Genomic DNA, 18994 nt, shown 5'->3' on the forward strand with positions numbered 1-18994 from the left:
TCTTCACGCTCCAGGCGCGGGCCCGCATCGGCGGGTCGGTGGCGCCTGCTTCCCGGGTGCGCCGGGCGGGGATCGCGGCATCACGCGCTGTGCGGCCCTGAGGGCACGCGGGGGGATCGACCCCCGGCACCGGCGGGCGCCGCCCACCGGTCAGCGGCCATGGCAGGGGGGGGTACGCCCGGTCCCGTTCCGAACCCGGAAGCTAAGCCCCCGAGCGCCGAGAGTACTGCGGGTTCAGCCCGTGGGAGGGCAGGGCGCCGCTGACCGGTGGACGGCACCGAGCCGGACACTAAGATTAAAAGGGGGTTCCCGGGAAACCGGGAGCCCCTTTTTCGTTTACGGATACAATAGATGCGTGTGCTTGGACTCGACGCGTCATGGAGGTGGAGATGGCAGAGGCAGGCATCGGGGTCGATATCGTCGAGATCCCCCGCATGGAGCGCATCCTCAAGCGCACGCCCTCCTTCGCCGAGCGCGTGTTCACCGAGGAGGAGCGTGCCTACTGCGACGCCTCGGCGCGTCCCGCCGCGCACTATGCCAGCCGGTTCGCGGCCCGTGAGGCGGTCCTCAAGGCCCTCGGAACGGGCTTTGCCGAGGGCATCGGCCGCAAGGACGTCTCGGTCTCGCGCGACGAGCGCGGCCGCCCCGTCGCGATCCTTACCGGGCGCGCGCTCGAGATCGCCCGTGAGCAGGGCGTCGTCGAGGTGGCGCTATCGCTCTCGCTCTCCTCGGATCTCGCCGTCGCGAACGCGATGACCATCACCGAGGGGGCGCGTCCTCGTCCCAAGGATCAGGGAGAGACCGAGCGCCAGCGCATAGCCCGCTCGTTCAAGGAGGCGCGTTCGATCTTGGACGAGCTCGAGCGCGTGCAGGAAGATGAATTGACCGCCCTCACGGGCGAGATCGCTATCGATCATGGAGGTGACGATGAAACCGGTTCTCAGTTGTGAGGAGGTTCGCGCCCTCGAGGATATCATCGATGCCGCGGGCACCTCGAAGGCCGAGCTCATGGAGCATGCCGGAGAGTTCACAGCGGCTCAGGTGCTCAAGCTCGCGCCCAAGCGCGCGCTCATCCTCGTCGGCTTTGGCAACAACGGTGGCGACGGCTGGGTTGCGGCCGACATCCTCTCGCAGAAGGGCGTCGCGGTCGACGTCGTCTCGCCGCTCGAGCCCGACGAGATCTCGTCGTCGCTTGCGCGCCACGTCGCCCGCCGAACGGCCGTTCGCGACGTCAATGTGATCGTGGGCCCCTCGCGCACCGAGCTCGAGGAGCTCGTCGTGAAGGCCGATGTCGTCGTCGACGCGATTCTGGGCACGGGCTTCCATGGGGCGCTCCGCCCTCCGTTCAGCATCTGGATCCCCACCGTGAACGAGCTCGCCCCGACCGTCGTCTCGGTCGATGTGCCGTCGGGCCTCGACGCCCAGACCGGACGCGTGGAGGATGACTGCGTGCGCGCGACGGTGACCGCGACGATGCTCGCGCCCAAGATCGGGCTCTACAGCGCCGACGGCCCCGAATACGCAGGCGATGTGGTATGCGGTAGGCTCTACGACAAGTTCGACGAGGTCATCGGTGACGTCGAGCACGCGGCCGAGATCGTCGAGCCGGCGGACCTGACCGGCTTCCTCATGCCGCTGCCCGCCAATATCGACAAGTACTCGCGCGGCTCCGTGCTCGTCGTGGCCGGCTCCGCCTTCTATCCCGGCGCCGCCATCATGGCTGCCAAGGCCGCCGCGCGCGCCGGCGCGGGCTATGTCGCAGTTGCGGCGCCCTCGGCCTGCGCGAACCTCATCCGGATGGCGCTGCCCTCGGTGCCCGTCATCGATGTGCCCTCCGATTCCCGCGGGGCGTTCGGTGCCGCGGCGAGCAAGACGGTCTGCGAGACCGCGCGCAAGTTCTCGTGCGTGCTCTGCGGTCCGGGCATGACGACGGCCGCGGGCTGCCTCGACGTCGTGAGCGGCCTCATGGCGCTCGACGTCCCGCTCATCCTCGACGCCGACGCGCTCAACTGCATCTCGAAGGTCGCTATCGGCGGCATCGACCAGACGCCGGAGCTCTACCGCCGCGAGGCGCCGCTCATCCTCACCCCGCATTACCGCGAGCTCTCGCGCCTTGTGGGTACCGACGAGGTGGTCGACCTGACCACGGCTATCGAGGCGGCCCAGCGCGTGCTCTGGGCCGGCGGCTCGAGCGACATGGTGATCGTCGCCAAGGGCCCGGCGACCGCTGTCGTGGGCGTCGAGAAGGTGCTTCTACCCCAGGCGGGCCCCGCGTCGCTCGCGACGGCCGGCTCGGGCGACGTGCTCGCCGGCATCCTCGCCGGCGCGCTCGCCCTCGCCCGGCGCGACCTCGCCGACCCCTGGGAGCTCCTGTGCGCCTACGCGGTCAACGTCCACTCCTACACCGGGTTCGCGGCGGCGTCGCAGCTCGGCGAGCGCAGCGTGATCGCGACCGACCTTATCGACTATATCGGGCCGGCGATGCAGCTCATCACCGAGGAGGCCCTCGAGGGCATGGACGCGCCCGCGGGTGCGGACGCATAAGGAGGCGAGTCCCGTGCCGCAGATGAAGGTGCCCGAGACCAGGTGGTCATGGGTTGAGATCGATCGCGGCGCCCTGCGCCGCAACGTGCGGGCATACAAGAACCTGCTCGGCCCGCGCCAGCGCCTGTGCTGCGTGGTCAAGGCCGATGCCTACGGGCACGGCGCCGTCGAGTGCGCGCGCGTCATGCACTCGACCGGGACGGACATGTTCGCGGTCGCGACCGTACAGGAGGGCGTCCAGCTGCGTGAGGGCGGTATCACCGCGCCGATCCTCGTTCTCAGCGAGCCGCCCGCCGAGGCGGTCCCCACGCTCGTCGAGCACGACCTCATGCCCTCGGTCTACACGGTGGAGTTCGCGCTCGCCTACGGCGAGGGGGCGGTCGCGGCCGGTACGGTCGGCGCCTATCACCTCGCCATCGAGACGGGGATGAACCGCATCGGCGTCCACTACGCCGACGTGCTCGAGTTCAGGCGGAACATCGACTTCCACCGCGGCCTTTCCTGCGCCGGCGTGTTCACGCATTTCGCCACCGCCGACGACGTCGACGGCTGGGACTATAAGCTGCAGTGCCGTCGCTTCGACGAGGCGGTGCGCGCCATGCAGGAGGTGGGCTTCGACTGCGGTACCGTGCACTGCGAGAACACCGCCGCGACGATGCTCGACGACTCGGTGCGCTACGACATGGTGCGCGTGGGTATCGGCCTCTACGGCCTGCAGCCGTGCGAGGCGTCAGGCTACCGCATGGAGCTCGAGCCGGTCATGAGCGTGCGCGCCAAGGTGACGCGGACCATGAGGCCGGCGATGGGCGAGGGCGTGAGCTACGGCTTCACCTACCGCGTGCCCCGCACCGCGGTCCAGATCTGCACCCTGCCGATCGGCTACGCCGACGGGCTCGCCCGGACGCTCTCCAACCGCATGGAGGTCCTCTACCGCGGCGAGCGGGTGCGCCAGGTGGGTAACATCTGCATGGACCAGTGCATGGTCGCCATCCAGCAGACGCCGATCCACCAGATCCCCGAGGCCGAGCACGGCGACGTGATGACCATCATCGGGCGCGACGGGGACGCGGTCATCACCATGGACGAGATGGCGCGCCTGCGCGGGACCATCAACTACGAGGTGGCCTGCGGGTTCGGCATGCGGTTGGAGAAGGTGTACCTGTGATATCGGGAGAGGTTCCGTATGGGGATGCTTAAGATTCCGGGCCATGAGCACCAGCGCCCGCGCGAGGTCGCGCTCGACGAGATCCGCTCGCTCATGGGCGACTGCCGCCTGTGCGAGCTCGCCCAGACGCGCACCAACATCGTGTTCGGCGTGGGCAACCCGCACGCCCGCGTGGTGTTCGTGGGCGAGGCTCCGGGCCGCAACGAGGACCTCCAGGGTGAGCCCTTCGTGGGGCGCGCCGGCGAGAACCTGAACGCCATCCTCTCGCTCGCGGGCCTCACGCGCGAGGAGATCTACATCGCGAACGTCCTCAAGTGCCGGCCGCCGGGAAACCGCGACCCCAAGGCCGACGAGGTGCTCGCCTGCTCGCCGTTTCTGCGCGAGCAGATCAGGAGCATCTGGCCCGATGTGATCGTGACCCTGGGCAACCCGGCGACGCACTTCATCCTGCGCACCGAGACGGGCATCACTCGGCTGCGCGGCCGGTTCCACCAGGCGGGTCACTTCGTGGTCATGCCGACGTTCCACCCGGCGGCGGCGCTGCGCAACCCCGCGTGGCAGCAGCTGCTCGAGGAGGACTTCCGCATGCTCGGCGACTGGCTCCGGCGCCATCCCGCAGGCGAGGTGCCCGCAGGCGACGCCCAGGCCCCGGCGGCGGACGCCGCGGCGCCCCTGCCCCGCGTGGAGGGCTAGCCATGGCGTTGGTGCATGAGGGGCCGGGCCGGTACCTGAGCCCGTCGCAGGAGGACACCGAGACGCTCGGCGCATGGGTCGCGCCCCTGCTCGCCGACGGGGACGTGCTGGTGCTCACCGGCGGCCTGGGTGTGGGCAAGACCCATTTCACCAAGGGCGTCGCGCGCGGGCTCGGCGACACGCACCCCGTGACGAGCCCCACCTTCGCGATCATGGCGGTGCACGACGGCGGGCGGATCCCGCTGTTCCACTTCGACCTCTACCGGCTCGAGCACGCCTTCGAGCTCGAGGACACGGGGATCTACGACGTGCTCGGCTACGAGGGAGTCTGCCTGCTCGAATGGGGCGAGCAGTTCCAGGACGAGCTGACCGACGAGTATCTGGGCGTCGTGATCGCGCGGACCGGCGAGCACGAGCGCGCGATCTCGCTCGAGCCGCACGGTACCAGGGCCGAGGCGCTCGCCGCGGAGATGGACCGCGCGGTGGCGTCCCGGCTCGACGGGAATCGATAGCACGGGGCGAGAGCGCCCAAAGGATGGTTTTGATGGCGAAAGACAAGCAGCACCGCCTCGTGGCGGCGATCGATACGTCGACGGACATGCTCGCCTGCGCGATTGCGCGCATCGAGGGGGATGCCCTCGCGGCAGGGGACGGCGCGGGTCCCGAGGTCCTTGCGGTGGGCGACCATCTCTGCCGCCGCCGCGCCAACGTGGAGCTCGCAGGCACCGTGGAGGCGGCGCTTGCCGAGGCGGGCTGCGCGGTGGGCGACCTCGATGCCCTCATCGTGGGCAGGGGTCCGGGCTCCTTCACCGGGGTGCGCATCGGCATCTCGACGGCCAAGGGCCTCGCGCGCGGCGCGAACCTGCCGCTTTACGGCGTCTCCACGCTCGACGCGACCGCCTGGACGGTCTGGCGCGGCGGCGTGCGCGGTCTGGTGGGTATCGCCGCCGACGCGATGCGCGGCGAGGTGTACCCTGCGCTCTACCGTATCGGCGACGGCGGCATCGAGCGCCTCTTCGAGCGCGAGCGCGTCGTCAAGGCCGCCGAGGCCATCGAGACGTGGCTCCAGCTGCCCGAGCGCGCCGAGCTCAGGCTCGCGGGCGACGGCCTCAAGCGCTACGGTGCGCGGTTTCGCGACGCCGGCCTCGATCGCTTCGTCGACGAGGCGCTGTGGCACCCCACGGGCGAGGGCCTCGTCCGCGCCGCGCTCGACGCCGCCGCGGCGCAGGGCCCAGGCGACGGCGACCCCGCGCTCGTGCTGCCCATCTACACGCGGCTCTCAGACGCCGAGGAGAACGAGCGGCGCCGCCTGGGCAAGGCGCCGAGCGCGCGGAGCGAGGTCACCGGCGTGGCCGACGAGCTTGCCGGCCGCCACCTGCAGATCAGGCCCATGGGCGCCGCCGACGCCGAGGCGGCCGCGGCGCTCGAGCGGGCATGCTATATCGGCGCCGCGCACACGCCCTGGACGGCGGCGCAGTTCCTCTCGGAGTTCTCCGCCGACGCGGCGGTCCCGCGCTCGTGGTGGGTCGCTCACGACGACGGCGAGCTGGTGGGTATCGCCGGTGGCATGGTCGTCGAGCACGACGTCGAGATCCTGGACGTCGCCGTGGCGCCCGACCGCCGCCGCGCGGGTATCGCGCGCAAGCTCCTCGCGCACGTGAGCTACGACGCCCAGATGCTCGGCTGCACCACGGCCTCGCTCGAGGTCGAGGACGGCAACGATGCCGCGCGCGCCCTGTACGAGGGCCTGGGCTTCACCGAGGCGGGGCGCCGTCGCGGGTACTACGGGCCCGGTGCGGATGCCGTGATCATGACCGCGCCGCTGCCGCTGGTGCTCCCGGTCGATGCCGCCAGCCCCGAGCCCACGGCCGCCTGCCAGCGCACCTGGCCGGCGCCGGCGCCCGAGCGGACGGATGGGGAGCGCGCGCTCATCGAGCGCTCAAGGCCGGTGCTTGCCATCGAGAGCTCGTGCGACGAGACCGCGGTCGCCATCATCGACGCCGACGGGCGCATGCTCGCCAACCAGGTCTCCACGCAGATCGACTTCCACGCCCGTTTCGGCGGCGTCGTGCCCGAGATCGCCTCGCGCAAGCACGTCGAGGTCATCGTCGGGGTTGTGGACGCGGCGCTCGAGGAGGCGGCCGCCTCGCTGGGGCTTGAGGGCGGCGCCCTCGAGCCGCGCGAGCTCGCCGCCGTCGGCGTGACCCAGGGCCCCGGGCTCGTGGGCGCGCTCGTGGTGGGCGTCGCTTTCGCCAAGGGCTTCTCGCTCGGCGCGCAGGTTCCGCTCGTCGCGGTGAACCACCTCGAGGGGCACCTCTTCGCTAACCTGCTCGCGCAGCCCGACCTCAAGCCGCCGTTCATCTTCACGCTCGTCTCGGGCGGCCACACCATGCTCGTGCACGTGCGGGACTGGAGCGACTACGAGGTCCTCGGCGAGACCCTCGACGACGCGGTGGGCGAGGCCTTCGACAAGGTGGCCAAGGCGCTCGGGCTGGGCTATCCCGGGGGCCCCATCATCTCGCGTCTGGCCGAGACGGGCGACCCCAAGGCGATCGACTTCCCGCGCGCGCTCAACCGCAAGGGCGACTACCGCTTCTCTCTCTCGGGGCTCAAGACCGCCGTGGTGAGCTACATCGAGCAGGAGACCGCCGCCGGCCGCACCATCCATCTGCCCGACCTCGCCGCGTCGTTCGAGGCGGCCGTCTTCGACGTGCAGTACAAGAAGGCGTGGAACGCCCTGCGCGAGACCGGCGCCCGCGAGTACTGCATCGGCGGCGGGGTCGCTGCCAACCCGCACCTGCGCGAGATGCTGGTGCGCAAGCTCGGCCGCCAGGGCGTCCGCGTGACGCTGCCGCCGAAGAGCGCCTGCACGGACAACGCCGCGATGATCGCCGAGGTGGCGCGCCGCAAGTTCGACCGCGGCGAGCTCGCCCCCCTCGACATCGACGCCGACCCCAACATGACGCTCTAGCCGGCGCGCCAGCGCCGGCCGGGGCACCCGACCGAAGACGCCCTGACCGGGCGGGAGGACCGCCCAGCAACCTGGAGGTGCCATGCACGGAGACACCGTTTTGCTCATGACGTTCGTGTTCGCGCTCGTCGCCGCGTTCGCCGGCGGGCTCGCCGCCCTTGCGGTGCGGCTCCCGCCGATCGTGGGCTACCTCATCGGCGGCATGGTGGTGAGCCCCTTCACGCCCGGGTTCATCGGCGACTCCGACGCCATGAACCAGCTCGCCGAGGTCGGCGTGATGTTCATGATGTTCAGCACGGGCCTGCACTTCTCGCTCGACGACCTCGCCGAGGTCAAGGGCATCGCCGTGCCCGGCGCCATCGCGCAGATCGCGCTCGGTACGGTCGCGGGGTGCGCGCTCGCCCATGCCTTCGGCTGGTCTTTCGAGGCGGGCGTCATGCTCGGCCTCTCGGTCAGCATCGCCTCGACCGTCGTGCTCATCAAGAACCTGAGCGATGCCGGGCTCTACCAGAGCCACGGCGGCCGGGTCGCGACCGGCTGGCTCATCGTCGAGGACCTGGCGACGGTCGTGATCTTAGTGGTGCTGCCGGTGGTCTTCGGGCCGGGCGAGGTCTCGGGAGCCGAGCTCGCCTGGGGGCTCGCCGAGGCGCTCGCCAAGACGGTCGCCTTCGTGGCGATCATGCTCGCGGTGGGGTCGCGCGTCCTTCCCTGGCTGCTCGCCCGCATCGCCCGCTTCTGCCCGGCGGAGCTCTTCCAGCTCTCCGTGGTGGTCGTCGCGCTCGGCACGGCGATGGTCGCCTCGCTCATGTTCGACCTCTCGGTCGCGCTCGGGGCCTTCCTCGCCGGCGTGGTGGTGAGCGGCTCCAAGCTCTCCCACCGCATCGCCGCCGAGGCCATCCCCTTCAAGGACTTGTTCTCCATCATCTTCTTCGCGTCGGTGGGCATGATGGTGAACCCGGCCACCCTCGCCGCGCACGCGGGCGCGCTCGCCGGGCTCGTCGCCCTCATCATCGTGGGCAAGTGGGCCATCAACATGGTGCTCGGCCCCGTGCTCTCCGCCGGGCTGCACACCTCGCTCACGGTCGCGGCCGGCCTCTCGCAGATCGGCGAGTTCTCGTTCATCATCGGCCAGACCGGCATGGCACTCGGCATCCTCACGGCCGACCAGTACAGCCTCATCCTGGGCGGAGCGGTGCTCTCGATCGCGTGCAACTCCTTCGCGTTCAAGGCGATCGAGCCGCTCGAGCGCCTGATGGGCGCCCACCCGCGCCTGCGCGCCCTCTACGGGCGGGGCGCCCGGGCGGCGGAGCCCCCGCGCACGGGGCTCAGCGGCCACGTGGTGGTCGTGGGCTACGGGCACGCGGGCCGCTGCGTCACCGAGGTGCTGCAGAGCCTCGAGGTCCCGTGTCTCGTGGTGGAGCGCGAGCTCGCGACCGCCGAGGAGGCGGAGGAGGCGGGTCTCGCGGTGCTCGTGGGCGACGCGGCGAACTCCGATATCCTCGCGCACGCGCAGCTGGACGCGGCGCGGGTGCTCGTGATCGCCGCCCATGGCGACGCCGCCGCCGAGGTCATCGCGCACGAGGCGCGCGCTGTGGCACCGGGCCTGCGCATCATCACGCGCGCGCACGACGAGGACGCCGTGGCCGAGCTCGTCGAGGCGGGCGCCGACGAGGTGGTGCGCCCGGTGCTCGAGGGTGGTATCGAGCTCATGCGCCATACGCTGCTCGACCTTGGCTACCGCCCTCGGCAGATCCAGGGCTATGCCGACGAGCTGCGCGCGAGCGGGTACGCGGCGCTCGCCGAGGGCTCGCGCACGATGCGCGCTCGGGCGTTCGAGCGCCTGCTCTCGTCCCTCGCTGACATCGATCTGCACTGGGTCGACGTCGCTGAGGGGTCCCCGGTTGCAGGGCGCACGCTCGCCGAGATCGACCTGCGCGCGCAGACCGGAGCGAACGCCGTCGCGCTGCGCCGTGCCGGCGAGACGTCGCTCTTTCTCGACGCGACGACGCGTCTTGCCGTGGGCGACACCGTGGGCCTGATCGGCGCCGCCGGCGAGCTCGATGCGGCGGAGCGGCTGCTGGGCGCGCCGGATGCGCCGGGCGATAGGGGCGATTCGCGGGCGTGAGGCCGGGCCGGGCGCGTCGCGTGACCGCCGCGCAAGCTGCGCGCCCATCCACTGCGGGCTCTCGCGGCGCGCTGCAACTCGTGCTTGCAACAGACTTGTAACACGCTTGACTCCACTTGGCTAAAGCGACACAATCTCCATGGTTTTACTGGGACACAGGTGACCGCCTGTGTCGGGAAGACAAGGGATCTTCGATTCATGCGCACGCAGCTACTAGCCATCATCAGCGAGATTATTAGCTAGCACGGGCAGACATCGTCCGCCCGTGCTTGTGCTGCGGGCGGCTTTGAGCGGGAGCCGCGAACTGGGTTCGAGGCTCCTGTTTTATTACTGCCCGCGGGCTGCGCGGACGCGATGGATCTGACTCGAGGCGTCGGTTGCGCCGGATGAGCGGTTCCCGAGGAAGGAAGTCTCTATGAACGGAATTGTGGTCGTGCTGGTCGCCGCTGTGGTGCTCGCCGCCGGCTACCTGCTCTACGGGCGGTGGCTCGCCGGCACCTGGGGCATCGACCGCGAGGCGCTGACGCCCGCGCGTCGCATGGAGGACGGCAAGAACTTCTCGCCCGCCTCGTGCTTCACGTCGTTCTCGCACCAGTTCAGCTCCATCTGCGGCGCCGGCCCCGTGACGGGCACCATCACCGCCATGATGTTCGGCTGGCTGCCGGTGCTTCTGTGGGTGCTCGTCGGCGGCATCTTCTTCGGTGCCGTGCATGACTTCGGCGCGCTCTACGCCAGCGTGAAGAACAACGGCAAGTCGCTCGCCCAGCTCATCGAGAAGTACATCGGCCGCACCGGCCGCAGGCTCTTTTTGCTCTTCAGCTGGCTGTTCACCATCATCGTCATCGCCGCCTTCGTGGACATGGTCGCGGGCACGTTCATGACGGTCGCGGGCGAGGACGGCGCGGTCGACTTCGCCGCCTCCTACGCCGGCGGCACCGCGGGCACCATCTCCATCCTCTTCACCTTCGTGGCCATCGCCTTCGGGTGGATCAACCGCAAGTTCCAGCTTTCCGGCTGGCGCGAGCTCGCGCTCGCGGTGGTGCTGTTCGTCGCCATGTTCGCCGTCGGCATGCAGTTCCCCGTCTACCTCGACAAGAACGGCTGGTTCGCCGTCATCGTGGTGTACCTGCTCTTTGCCGCGGCCATGCCCATCCAGACGCTCAAGCAGCCGCGTGACTACCTCACCAGCATCATGATGATCGTCATGATCGTGTGCGCGGTGCTCGGCATCTTCGTGCTCGGCGCCAATGGCGAGGCCACGATGACTGCCCCGATGGTCGCCGACATCTCGGCGCTCGCCGCAAACGGCAGCTATCTGTTCCCGCTGCTGTTCGTGTCGGTCGCATGCGGCGCGCTCTCCGGCTTCCATAGCCTCGTTTCCACCAACACCTCGTCCAAGCAGGTCGAGAAGGAGCAGGACATGCTGCCGGTGGGCTACGGTGCGATGGTGCTCGAGTCCTTCGTGGGCGTGCTCGCCATCGTGGTCGCGGGCATCATGTTCACCACGATCAACACCGGCGGCGCCGGCGGCGCCGTGGTGGGCACCCCCTTCCAGATCTTCTCGCAGGGCGCCGCCCGCGGCATGACCGCCTTCGGTGTCGACTCGACGCTTGCGACTGTGTTCATGACCATGTGCGTGTCGGCCCTCGCGCTCACCTCGGTCGACGCCGTGGCGCGCATCGGCCGCCTCTCGTTCCAGGAGTTCTTCGCCACCACCAACGACGCGGCCGAGGAGGCCGGCGCGGGTGCGACCGGCGTGGGCAAGGTGCTCTCCAACACCTGGGTCGCGACGGTGCTCACCCTCGCGCTCGGTCTGGCGCTGGCCTTTGGCGGCTACACCAACATCTGGCCGCTCTTCGGTGCCTCGAACCAGCTTTTGGGCGGCATGACCATGATCACGCTCGCCGTGTTCTGCAAGTGCACCGGCCGCAAGGGCTTCATGCTCTACGTGCCCGTGGCGTTCCTGCTCGTGTGCACCTTCACCTCGCTCGTCCAGAGCACGCTCGGCTGCATCACGGCCCTGCAGACGCAGGGCATGGCGGTCATGGCGACCTCCGGTCTGCAGCTGGTCTTCGCGATCCTGCTCATGGTGCTCGGCGTGATCGTGGCCTACAACTGCCTGAAGGAGTTCTTCGGCAAGGAGGCCGGCTCGCTTCCCGACGAGGAGCCCGAGTGGACGCAGATGGGCCGCGCCCGCTGCGCGCGCAACGACGCCGAGGCTCCGGCAGACGGTGCCGCCAACCAGGCGTAGCGCATTGGGCACATAGCCTATAGATGCCAACTGCGCATCCTTGCGGGCCGCAGGCAGCGTACATGCGCCGCCTGTGGCCCGCTTTTCATGGCGGGCGGCGGGCCCGCGTGCGGGGATGCGCCCTAGCGGCGCCCGGCTCGGTGTTCGCAAGCAGAAAATCGATAGGGAGGGCGGCCCCGGGGCGGCTCTCCGTCGATTTTCTGCTTGCGATCGCCGCAGCGTACACGCGCGCGGGTTGCGCGAGGAGCCAGCGCATTCCGATAACTAAGGGATTTAGAAATATAAGAAATAGAATTTCATGGGGTCATCGTACGGGAACGCGGTCGGTGCGGCTATGCGCTCGGTGCCATCACCGGCCTTGCCCGTGCGCCCGGGAGGCGTTTTGCTTCTGAGATGTGGGATTTTGGCCGCGCAGTTCAGATATGCACGATTGCGCGGGCCCGCGAGGGCGCGGATGGCCGCGCATCGCGCAATCTGGAAGGCCGATGCGCGGACGTGCGCGGCAAAAGCCCAGGATTCGCTTGCCTGCAACAGCGGACGCCCGGCCACCCCGGAGAGGAAATCGTTCATATCTGAACTGCGCGGCCAAGTTTTGGCTCGCGGAGCGAAAAAACGCGTCTGGTCCCGCCCGGGCGTGCCCGCGAAACGCCGAAACGCGATGCGGGCGGGAGCCGCGGGGCGCGCTCTGGCCATCGCTTACGGGTTGCAGCTCCCGCAGGGCTCGTAGCCGAGCTCGATCAGCTCGTCGCGCGTGCCGTGGAAGGTCTCGCGGTTGTGCGCGGCGGTGTCCTGCACCGAGGGGCAGTCGGGACGGTGGAACCGCATCGAGCTCGTGTTGAGGACGTAGTCCTGCATCGTCGCCTGTCCCTGGGAGGCGCTGGAGCCGCCTGCCGCTTGGGACCCGTCGGACCCGCTCGAGCCCGAGTCATCGAGCCAGTTGTCGCCGTCCTCGTAGTCGATGGCGATGCCCGGCTGCACGTTGGGGCACCATACGGCCAGGTAGATGCCCGATCCGTCGTCCTCGATGGAGCGCGCCTCGATGAGCACGCCGCGGCAGACGAGCTCGTCGCCCTCGAAGATGGGCGTCGAGCGGTAGAGCACGTGGTTGCCGGTGCGGTCGATGTAGCGGGCGACCTCCTCCTCGACGGGGAGCATCTCCTCGGCGTTCATCCAGCGGGTGCCGGTGACGAGGTTCTCGGCGTTGGCGTTCTCGGCCGAGAGCGACCAGGCGATGAGGTGGCAGCGGTTGTAGAGCGACTCGCCCTCCACGCTGTCGTAGCGCGCCGACTGCCAGCCGGAGGGGCGGATCTCGTAGATGCTCTCGCGTTCCTCGTTGCGCTCGGGCATGGTCTCGGGGCCCAGACACGCGCTCGCCGTGCCGCAGCGGCCGAGCCCGTCGAGGTCGCTGTACTCCTCGTAGCCGAGGTTCTCCTCGGCGTAGGCGAGGTCCTCCTCGGTGAAGGCGGGCGCCTCATCCTCGGCGATCTCCTGGGCATCCTCCACCGTGGCGATGCTCGCGGCGCTCTCGCGCGGCGCCCGGCCGCCGTCGAGGAGGCCGCAGCCCGCGCACGCGGGCGCGATGGCGAGGGCGAGAAGGAGCGCGATGATGGGGGAGCGGTGGCGGAGGAGCCGGGATAGGGTGCGTGTCACGGAGCCTGCTTTCGGTCGGGGTCCCATGGGCGGTCGTCGGTGCGCGGCGCTTGCGTTGCGCGGCGCCCTGCCTATGGTACGCCATGCGCGCCGGGCGAGCGGCCGAGCGCGCCCAATCGGGTTGGCCTGCAACCATGATTCAAGGCCGGGTCCCGCGGCGGGGGCACCCGGTGCGGCGCCGGGGCGGGGCCCCGGCGGATGCCGGCGCGCTCCACGACCGCGAGCGTATATACTGCTGTACCGCGGCTGGGGTACCGCGGCGGCATCGCCGCGGCGCAGCCGGGTGGGAATGCGTTTCGAGGGGTCGGGGGATCCGTGTCGATTCTGGGGCATACCGTGGACATCCGCTCGCATATCCGCAAGGACCCGGTCCTTGCGGTGGCGCTCGTGCTCGCTGCCGCCTCGTGCGCGGCCGTGCCGCCCGATGCCGGCTATGCGGGCTACGTCGACCTGCGCACGCTCGGCCTCCTGTTCAGCCTGATGGCGGTCATGGCGGGGCTCTCGGGGGCGGGGGTGTTCCGCGTGGCGTGCCGGCGCCTGCTCGCGAGCGTCCACGGGCCGCGGCGGCTCGCCCTCGCACTCGTGGCGCTCACCTTCCTCTCGAGCATGCTCATCACCAACGACGTCGCGCTCGTGACGTTCGTGCCCTTCGCCCTGCTCGCGCTCGCGTCCGTGGGCTCGGCGCGCTTCACCTGCTTCACCGTGGTGCTCATGACCGTGGCGGCCAACCTGGGGAGCATGTTCACCCCGGTGGGCAACCCGCAGAACCTCTACCTCTACTCCGCCTCGCACATGGGCCTCGCGGAGTTCCTCGCGCTCATGGCCCCCTATACGGCGGCGTCGCTCGCGCTGCTCGTCGCGGCGGTGGTGCTTCTGGGCCGCGCCATGCTCGATGCCGACGGGGCCGCCGACGAGGGCGAGTCGCTGGGCGGCTTCGAGGAGGGGCCCGCGCCCACCCCGGCGCGCGTGGTGCCCTGGCTCGCGGTGTTCGCGCTGGCGCTCGCCGCGGTAGCGCGCGTGCTGCCCTACCAGGTAGCCGTGGTCGCGGCGGTCGTGGCGGGCGTCGCGTTCGACCGGGGCGCGCTCGCGCGCGTGGACTACGGCCTGCTCCTCACGTTCGTGGCGTTCTTCGTGTTCGTGGGCAACATGGGGCGCATCGAGGCGGTCGACGCGTTCATCGCGCGGACGGTCGAGGGGCATGCGCTTGCGGTCTCCGTCGTCGCGAGCCAGGTGCTCTCGAACGTCCCCTGCGCGATCCTGCTCTCGGGCTTCACGGCGGATTGGCCCGCCCTCATCGTGGGGACGAACATCGGCGGGCTGGGCACGCTCATCGCCTCGATGGCGAGCCTCATCTCCTACAAGCAGCTCGCGGTGTGGCTCCCGCGTGAGAAGGGCCGCTACCTCGCGATGTTCACGGCGGCAAACGTCGCCTTCCTCGTCGTGCTCGCGGCACTTGCCGCGCTCCTGGGGGCTGCGGCCTAGCGCGCGCCGTCCGAGGGTCCGCTTCGGGGTCTTCCCGCTCCGCGCCCCGTTTCCACTACGCGCCCTCTCGCCCGTACCGCCCTTCGAGGGCGCGGCCACCCATGCGGGGCGTCCCGCTGCGCCACCGTTCCTTAAGCTTTGCCGTCGACGCCGCCACCCCACAGGCCAAGCTGCCGCGGCACGTCGATGAGCGGTAGACTTATGAACATGAACGGCCATCCGCCACGGGGCGCAGGGAAAGGGGATCGATATGTCCGATGCGAAGCGCACGCTCATCGCCCATGCCGCCATCCTTACCGAGGACCCGGCGCGCCCCCGCGCCGACGCGATGGTCATCGAGGGCGAGCGCATCGCCTGGATCGGCGCGCTCGAGGACGCCCCGGCAGACGCCCTTAGCGACCTGGACGAGACGGTCGACCTCGGCGGGGCGCGCGTCATCCCCGGCCTCATCGACGCGCACATGCACGCCGTGATGCTCGCGAACTACTTCCCGCAGATCTCGGCCCTGCCGCCCGCGGTCAACTCCATCGAGGAGCTGGTCGAGGCCGTGCACGCCCGCCGTGCCGAGCAGGGGCCCGGCCGCTGGGTCGAGGGCTGGGGCTACGACGAGAGCCTGCTCGCCGAGCGCCGCTCGCCCACCCGCTGGGACCTGGACCGTGCCTGCGCCGACGCCCCGGTGTGCATCATGCGCACCTGCCAGCACATCCGCTGCGTGAACAGCCGGGCGCTCGAGATCGCGGGCATCACGCGCGACACGCCCGACCCCGCGGGCGGCGAGATCGAGCGCGACGAGGCGGGCGAGCCCACCGGCGTGCTCAAGGAGACCGCGCGCGATCTGGTGACGCCCTTCATCCCCCGCGCGAGCGAGGCGGACGCGGTGCGCAACGTGGTGGGGCTCGGCGAGCTTCTGGCCTCGCAGGGCATCGTCGCCGCGACCGACATGTGCAGCATGGACGGGACCGATACCTTCGTGCTTCTGAGCCGCGCCGCGCGCGAGGGCTTCGCGCAGGACTGCGCCGTCTACACCCTGTGGGACTACGTGCGCGACGACCCCGCGGCCGCCTTCCCCGCCGAGGAGCTCGACCACAGCCGCCAGGTGTTCAAGGCGGGCGTGAAGCTGCTCACCGACGGCAGCGTCTCGGGGCGCACGGCCTGGTTCGCCGAGCCGTACCTGCCCGCGCCCGGGGACCATGGCGAGCCCGCCTTCGGCATGCCCACCTGCACGGAGCAAGACATCGACGACGTCATCGCCTTCTGCCGCCAGGCGGGCTGCCAGCTCTCGATGCACGCGATGGGCACGCGGGCGATCGACCGCGCGCTCGCGCACGTGGCCGCCGCCGGGCCCTGGCTCCCGGGCAAGGCGCCCTCGGCGCGCATCGAGCACGTGACCGCCCCCTCGCCCGAGGCGGTGGAGCTCATCGCCCGGACCGGCACCGGCGTGGTCACGCAGCCGATCTTCGCCTACTGTGAGATTGGGTCGTACCGCGCGAACCTCGGCATCGAGCGCACGCGGGGCTACTACCCGCTCCGCACGCTCCTCGACGCCGGCGCGCGCCTGTGCATCTCCACCGATGCGCCGGCGACCTCGTGGGCGAACCCCTCCGACCCCTTCCCCAACATCATGGCCGCGGTGACGCGCCGCGCCTTCGACGGGACGGACCTCGGCCGGGACGAGGCACTCACCGTCGAGGAGGCGCTTGCGCTCTACACGCGCGAGGCCGCGCGCATGGTCGGGTTCGAGGGGCTCGGCATGCTTAAGGAGGGGTGCAAGGCGAGCTTCGCCGTGCTCGACCGCGACATCCTCGAGGTCCCGCCCGAGGAGCTCGACCGGGTGCGCGTCGATGCGACCTACATCCGCGGGCGCAGGGTCTTCGCGGCCGAGTAACGTATACGAGACACCCCGCGCCCGGCGCGGCGATATGGAAAGACAGGTTGATCTATGTTCGCGATGCCGACCTACCATGCCCCCGACTTCACGCGCGAGCCGCTCGCGAGCGCGCCCGACGCGCGCACTGTCGTCGTCTCGCGCGACGGGGTCGCGCCCGAGGGCTTCCACAGCACGTCGATGTTCCCGGAGTACGTGAAGGTCGACGGCGCGTGGTATCTCGTCAAGCAGAGCCGCATGGACGCGAGCCTCGTCGTCGACCGCGACGATGCGGGCACGCCGGTGATCCGCGCGGTGGAGAACCGCAACCTCAAGCGCGGCGATAGGGTGGTGCTCGGCCGCACCGAGCGCGGCGAGGACGGCATCTACCTCCACGAGAACGGCTTCGTCATGCCGCCGGAGGACCTCGAGTCCTACGACTGGGGCGACCTGCCCGCCGACGCCGAGCATACCGGCGAGGACGCCTTCGTCTTCCGTCAGGGGCGCAGCCGCGAGACCTCGTTCGCCCGCGACTACGACCGGCTCTACGAGCTTTTGCGCTACGAGCGCGACCACGGCAAGATCGTCTGGGTCATGGGCCCGGCCTTCGCCTTCAACGCCGACGCGCGCTACGCGATGCAGGCCATGGTGGAGAACGGCTACGTCGACGGCATCATGGCCGGTAACGCGCTCGCGACGCACGACCTCGAGGGCTCGATGTTCCACACCGCGCTCGGGCAGGACATCTACACGCAGCGCCCCTACCGTAACGGGCACTACCACCACCTCGACGTGATCAACCGCGTGCGCCGCAGCGGCTCCATCGAGCAGTTCGTGTGCGACTATGGCATCCGCGACGGCATCGTGAGCGCGTGCGTGCGCAACAACGTGCCCATGGTGCTCGCCGGCTCGATCCGCGACGACGGCCCGCTGCCCGAGGTCGTGGGCAACGTCTACGACGCGCAGGGCGCCATGCGCGAGATGATCTCGGGCGCGACGACGCTCATCTGCCTCGCCACGACGCTGCACACCATCGCGGCCGGCAACATGACGCCCTCCTACGCCGTGACCGAGGACGGCACGGTGCGGCCCGTGTTCCTCTTCGCGGTGGACATCTCGGAGTTCGCGGTGAACAAGCTGCTCGACCGCGGCAGCCTTGCCGCGACGACCATCGTCGCCAACGTGCAGGACTTCATCACCATCGTCGCGCGCCAGCTGAGCGTCATCTAGCCATGGTCTACGTCACGGGGGACGTACATGGCGGCTTCGACATGGATAAGCTGCGGGAGCTCGACGGGCGCGGGAGCCTGCCGGCGGTCCTGCCCGAAGGGGCGGCCGGCTCGCCCGCGCGCGACGGGCGGGATGCGCCGCGGCTCGCTAAGGTGCCGGTGCCCGGCGCGGGCGACTACCTGATCGTCTGCGGGGACTTCGGCTTTCCCTGGGATTTCTCCGACGAGGAGTGCGCGGACATCGGCTGGCTCGAGTCGCGGCCGTACACGGTCCTGTTCGTCGACGGCAACCACGAGTGCTTCGGCCATTGGGCCGAGCGCCCGATGGAGTCCTGGCACGGCGGCCTGGTCCAGCGGCTTGCGGACGGGTCGCCCATCAGGCGGCTCGCGCGCGGCGAGGTGTTTCTGCTCGACGGCGCGTGCATCTTCACCATGGGCGGCGCGACGAGCGTCGACCGCGCGTGGCGCACGCCGTATTTCGACTGGTGGCCGCAGGAGCTGCCCGATGAGGAGAACTTCGAGCAGGCGCGCGCGAAGCTCGACGAGCAGGGATGGGATGTGGACTACGTCATCACCCATACCTGCGCGAACAGCATGCTCCCGCATGCCCTCTACCCCGATCGAGGCTGGCATGCGCCCGGCCAAGACCGGCTCACGACCTTCTTCGAGGAGCTCGAGGCGCGGCTGAGCTACCGGCACTGGTACTTCGGGCACTTCCATCGCGACCGCGCGATCGACGCCCGGCACACGGTGCTGTACCAGGCCGTCGTGCCGCTGGGCGCGACCGTGGTGGAGGAGCGCGGGGCATAGGTTCCGGTCGATAGAATATGATACACCCCCTCCTGCACGGAAATGCCCGCGTGGGCTACAATCATGCGCGTTCGGCATTTCGCCCTTGATTATCAACTTTATCCGAACACCTCCCACATTCATCCGCACATGTGCGGATGAATGTGGGAACCCGATACCCTGAGGGCCGGATCGGCCGGCCCCGGGAGATCGGAGGACGGCATGTCCGGA

Annotated in this window: 14 protein-coding genes and 1 rRNA gene; 13 read left to right on the forward strand and 2 right to left on the reverse strand. The window is 70.1% G+C overall.

Annotated elements, in window-relative coordinates; genetic code table 11:
* The first annotated feature begins 149 nt into the window (after window positions 1–149).
* The 9 genes from rrf to FS885_RS09045 all read left to right on the forward strand — a co-directional run bounded on the left by rrf (window position 150) and on the right by FS885_RS09045 (window position 11749).
* Window positions 150–266 (forward strand): 5S ribosomal RNA (gene rrf / locus FS885_RS09005).
* Window positions 267–389: 123 nt separating this feature from the next.
* On the forward strand, window positions 390–950 hold the full coding sequence (gene acpS / locus FS885_RS09010; RefSeq protein WP_144744735.1) for a holo-ACP synthase: 561 nt from the start codon (window positions 390–392) through the stop codon (window positions 948–950).
* Window positions 928–2544 carry an NAD(P)H-hydrate dehydratase gene (locus FS885_RS09015; RefSeq protein WP_144744736.1) on the forward strand — a complete coding sequence of 539 codons (1617 nt, stop codon included), beginning with the start codon at window positions 928–930 and terminating at the stop codon, window positions 2542–2544. The genes acpS and FS885_RS09015 overlap by 23 nt, the downstream gene beginning before the upstream one ends.
* A 22-nt stretch (window positions 2545–2566) precedes the next feature.
* On the forward strand, window positions 2567–3709 hold the full coding sequence (gene alr, locus FS885_RS09020; RefSeq protein ID WP_186365843.1) for an alanine racemase: 1143 nt from the start codon (window positions 2567–2569) through the stop codon (window positions 3707–3709).
* Between the two features lie 18 nt (window positions 3710–3727).
* Window positions 3728–4402 (forward strand): uracil-DNA glycosylase, encoded by a 675-nt coding sequence (locus FS885_RS09025; protein ID WP_144744738.1) that lies wholly within the window; start codon window positions 3728–3730, stop codon window positions 4400–4402.
* Window positions 4403–4404: 2 nt separating this feature from the next.
* On the forward strand, window positions 4405–4914 hold the full coding sequence (gene tsaE, locus FS885_RS09030) for a tRNA (adenosine(37)-N6)-threonylcarbamoyltransferase complex ATPase subunit type 1 TsaE (protein ID WP_144744739.1): 510 nt from the start codon (window positions 4405–4407) through the stop codon (window positions 4912–4914).
* A gap of 23 nt (window positions 4915–4937) precedes the next feature.
* A complete protein-coding gene (tsaD, locus tag FS885_RS09035) occupies window positions 4938–7373 on the forward strand; it encodes a tRNA (adenosine(37)-N6)-threonylcarbamoyltransferase complex transferase subunit TsaD (protein ID WP_425458933.1) in 2436 nt (811 codons plus the stop codon).
* A gap of 82 nt (window positions 7374–7455) precedes the next feature.
* Window positions 7456–9498 (forward strand): monovalent cation:proton antiporter family protein, encoded by a 2043-nt coding sequence (locus tag FS885_RS09040; RefSeq protein WP_144744741.1) that lies wholly within the window; start codon window positions 7456–7458, stop codon window positions 9496–9498.
* Between the two features lie 415 nt (window positions 9499–9913).
* Complete coding sequence (locus tag FS885_RS09045; protein ID WP_144744742.1) at window positions 9914–11749, forward strand: carbon starvation CstA family protein; 1836 nt, start codon at window positions 9914–9916, stop codon at window positions 11747–11749.
* Window positions 11750–12022: 273 nt separating this feature from the next.
* On the opposite strand, the gene FS885_RS09050 is transcribed toward FS885_RS09045, so the two are convergent.
* Both FS885_RS09050 and FS885_RS09055 read right to left on the reverse strand, forming a co-directional pair.
* A complete protein-coding gene (locus FS885_RS09050; protein WP_144744743.1) occupies window positions 12023–12319 on the reverse strand; it encodes a hypothetical protein in 297 nt (98 codons plus the stop codon).
* Window positions 12320–12445: 126 nt separating this feature from the next.
* Window positions 12446–13399: a DNA/RNA non-specific endonuclease gene (locus FS885_RS09055; RefSeq protein ID WP_144744744.1), complete on the reverse strand. Its 954-nt coding sequence runs from the start codon at window positions 13397–13399 to the stop codon at window positions 12446–12448.
* Window positions 13400–13714: 315 nt separating this feature from the next.
* Here FS885_RS09055 and FS885_RS09060 point away from each other — a divergent pair, with 315 nt between their 5' ends.
* The 4 genes from FS885_RS09060 to FS885_RS09075 all read left to right on the forward strand — a co-directional run bounded on the left by FS885_RS09060 (window position 13715) and on the right by FS885_RS09075 (window position 18784).
* Entirely contained in the window at window positions 13715–14881 is a 1167-nt protein-coding gene (locus tag FS885_RS09060) for an SLC13 family permease (protein ID WP_246060951.1), read from the forward strand.
* Window positions 14882–15131: 250 nt separating this feature from the next.
* Entirely contained in the window at window positions 15132–16766 is a 1635-nt protein-coding gene (locus FS885_RS09065) for an amidohydrolase (protein WP_144744746.1), read from the forward strand.
* A gap of 54 nt (window positions 16767–16820) precedes the next feature.
* Window positions 16821–17975: a putative NPN-dependent ornithine cyclodeaminase gene (locus tag FS885_RS09070; protein ID WP_144744747.1), complete on the forward strand. Its 1155-nt coding sequence runs from the start codon at window positions 16821–16823 to the stop codon at window positions 17973–17975.
* Between the two features lie 2 nt (window positions 17976–17977).
* Window positions 17978–18784 carry a metallophosphoesterase gene (locus FS885_RS09075; protein ID WP_144744748.1) on the forward strand — a complete coding sequence of 269 codons (807 nt, stop codon included), beginning with the start codon at window positions 17978–17980 and terminating at the stop codon, window positions 18782–18784.
* Window positions 18785–18994: the final 210 nt, after the last annotated feature.

Origin of the sequence: Enorma burkinafasonensis (assembly GCF_902150035.1) — a bacterium.
Lineage (GTDB): Bacteria > Actinomycetota > Coriobacteriia > Coriobacteriales > Coriobacteriaceae > Enorma > Enorma burkinafasonensis.

Excerpts from the sequence above, each read along its gene's own strand:
- acpS (WP_144744735.1), top strand. The coding sequence starts at position 390 with ATGGCAGAGGCAGGCATCGGGGTCGATATCGTCGAGATCCCCCGCATG.
- FS885_RS09015 (WP_144744736.1), top strand. The coding sequence starts at position 928 with ATGAAACCGGTTCTCAGTTGTGAGGAGGTTCGCGCCCTCGAGGATATC.
- alr (WP_186365843.1), top strand. The coding sequence starts at position 2,567 with ATGAAGGTGCCCGAGACCAGGTGGTCATGGGTTGAGATCGATCGCGGC.
- FS885_RS09025 (WP_144744738.1), top strand. The coding sequence starts at position 3,728 with ATGGGGATGCTTAAGATTCCGGGCCATGAGCACCAGCGCCCGCGCGAG.
- tsaE (WP_144744739.1), top strand. The coding sequence starts at position 4,405 with ATGGCGTTGGTGCATGAGGGGCCGGGCCGGTACCTGAGCCCGTCGCAG.
- tsaD (WP_425458933.1), top strand. The coding sequence starts at position 4,938 with ATGGTTTTGATGGCGAAAGACAAGCAGCACCGCCTCGTGGCGGCGATC.
- FS885_RS09040 (WP_144744741.1), top strand. The coding sequence starts at position 7,456 with ATGCACGGAGACACCGTTTTGCTCATGACGTTCGTGTTCGCGCTCGTC.
- FS885_RS09045 (WP_144744742.1), top strand. The coding sequence starts at position 9,914 with ATGAACGGAATTGTGGTCGTGCTGGTCGCCGCTGTGGTGCTCGCCGCC.
- FS885_RS09050 (WP_144744743.1), bottom strand. The coding sequence starts at position 12,319 with ATGAACGATTTCCTCTCCGGGGTGGCCGGGCGTCCGCTGTTGCAGGCA.
- FS885_RS09065 (WP_144744746.1), top strand. The coding sequence starts at position 15,132 with ATGTCCGATGCGAAGCGCACGCTCATCGCCCATGCCGCCATCCTTACC.
- FS885_RS09070 (WP_144744747.1), top strand. The coding sequence starts at position 16,821 with ATGTTCGCGATGCCGACCTACCATGCCCCCGACTTCACGCGCGAGCCG.
- FS885_RS09075 (WP_144744748.1), top strand. The coding sequence starts at position 17,978 with ATGGTCTACGTCACGGGGGACGTACATGGCGGCTTCGACATGGATAAG.